General features: G+C 40.2%; 1 protein-coding gene. It reads right to left on the bottom strand.

Features of this window, described 5'->3' with window-relative positions:
• Nucleotides 1–238: 238 nt before the first annotated feature.
• Nucleotides 239–1,912, bottom strand: a complete 1,674-nt coding sequence (locus HY817_03880; protein ID MBI4836373.1) for an IS1634 family transposase — start codon at nt 1,910–1,912, stop codon at nt 239–241.
• Nucleotides 1,913–2,268: the final 356 nt, after the last annotated feature.

Below are 2,268 nucleotides of genomic sequence, written 5' to 3'. Positions count from 1 at the left end.
TTCTAATGGCTATTGAGATTGCTAATCTGCATGCCCTTAATAACACAAAACTTATTCCAGCCAAAATAGACGCACTCATTGAGAAAATTTCCAGCCAACCTGAATACTTCAAGATTGAATGGTCTTTCAAAGGAACTAAATACTTTATCAATAAAAACAAAGATCTATTTGCTTCCCGTGAGTGGCTGGTTCAATTCTTCAACGGATGTTCCACTGTAAAGCAGACATTCCGATACGGCTAACCATCTGTAAAATCAATTAGTTTAGTAGGGTGAGCTATCTTTTTTCTGCTGACTATAGTTGTCCCTAAATGAGGAAGAACAGTAGGTAAATGTACTTTAGCCGCCTTAAGTAAGTTAGCTAATGTTGAGCAGGGAGTCGGGATACGATGGCAAGAACTCTCTCCTTTGATGACCATCTCCATTGAACATAACATCGATAATTGTTTTAACCCTTCTTCTACTGTTAGATCAAAATCTGCCCAAGCTTGTTGTAGAGTACGGACAATCAAGTAAGCCAACATTATCACCACTGCATGTCCACGAGTACTTTCTTGCGTCCACACATACCACGGCCTCATCTCCAGCATGGCTGTCTTGCAGGTGCGAAAAGCCTGTTCTACATCAGCCAAATCCTTGTAACGGTCATGGATAGCTTGTTTGTCTATCTCTTTTGATAAGTCGCTTTTGATAACATAACATCCGTCTAATTTACCTTCTTTCGCTAAAACTTCTTCATCCTCTTTCAAAGTCAACTTCCCCTCATCCACTTCAACCTTCAGCCAACCGGATATCTTCAAATGTTTAATCTGCTTATTGATTTTATTAATTGCTGTTTCTACCTTTGCTCTGGGATGTTCTGTTAAATATTTGTTCTTCTTTTGACATAATTTCTCAATTGATTCCTTCTTCTCCTTCCGATTCTTTGCTATCTCCTCTACCCGTAGAGGGTTTCGCCTTAAGATATATCGCACCCCATCATCCTCTACTTCACAAATCTTTGTGTCAAACAATCCCAATTGTATAACTTCTCTCTTTAGTAACTTCTCTATTTGGGCCTTAGTAATGGCGGTAATATAGTGAAAATCTGCACCTTTTAACTCTGCAATCTGTCCACTCTTAATCATCCCACGATCCCCTACAAATGTAACTCGCTCACATCCAAATTCTTCTGCTGCTTTCTTGATTTGACTGCCAAAGGTAGCCAAATCAGAAGTGTTACCTGCAAAAACTTCTATTGATACCGGCCATCCTCCTTCATCGCAAAGTAACCCAAGCACTACCTGCTTCTTGCCCAACTTCTTGTCCCGATTATATCCCCAATCTGCCAACTCATTGTGAATCCCCTCGAAATAACTACTCGTTACATCATATAAAAATAACTCCGGCTTTTTTCCTTTGCTTCGTACCTTGAATAACTTCTTCTCTATTTGCTTCTGGTTCTTTGCTAACCAGGCCAGGTTCTTATAAAGATGATCTTCATTAAACCTTTGCCTTATTCCCAGAATATCACAACCGGCATGTACTTGAGCAAGCCGTACCGCTGAAAGCCGAGAACCCTGGGAAATCACCCGGGCTATCACTTGCCACAAGGCTAATTTCCCTTCACACTCTGTCCCCAACGCTTTCTCAATACCTAATTGCCTGGCTATCTCATAGACTACCCATACAGCCCCAATGCTCATCCCCTGTTTAATCTCTACATTGTCTTTAAGGGATTTCAAGACGGTTAAATCATCCTTATGTTCAAGTGCCAATCGCAACGCAGCTACCTCTTTAGGATTACAATGGGTAAGGTTGGCTATAGTCCTGTTCTTAACCTTTTTGTCTTCCCAGTAGGATTCACGCAGAAGAATACAGAGATGAGATATTTTACCTGTTTTTGTTTTAGTCGGAACCTCAGTTATGTACATGACTATAATTATAACATATTGACCTCAGTTTGTCAAGTACTTTTTTGCAATTATTTTTAGATATACATGACTATGTATTTTTAGCTAAAAAAAATGTATCTCTCTACTTTTTAAGCAGTTGCATAAAATGAAGGGTGGAACATCCGCTTGATAATCAATTCAAGGCAAAGGGGATGCATCAGGAGGCTCAATGGTCGGGCAAAAATGAGCGGGGAAATATGGTGGTAAATGGGGTGTATTTTTGTAAGATTACAGCAAATTACCTGCAAGGCGGGTCTGAGAGCTATGTCAGGAAGATAGCGGTGGTGAGGTAGGGTGAACCCTCTATACTTGTGTAGTCCATAATTTACGATGAG

This window comes from Candidatus Abawacabacteria bacterium, from assembly GCA_016207805.1.
In the GTDB taxonomy this organism is placed as follows: Bacteria; Patescibacteriota; Gracilibacteria; order RBG-16-42-10; family RBG-16-42-10; genus JACQZO01.
The sequence above is the reverse complement of the archived record's forward strand: the minus strand, read 5'-3'. Positions and strand labels throughout refer to the sequence as shown.

Bases quoted from the DNA above. Each gene is read 5' to 3' on its own strand.
- HY817_03880 (MBI4836373.1), bottom strand. From the start codon at position 1,912: ATGTACATAACTGAGGTTCCGACTAAAACAAAAACAGGTAAAATATCT.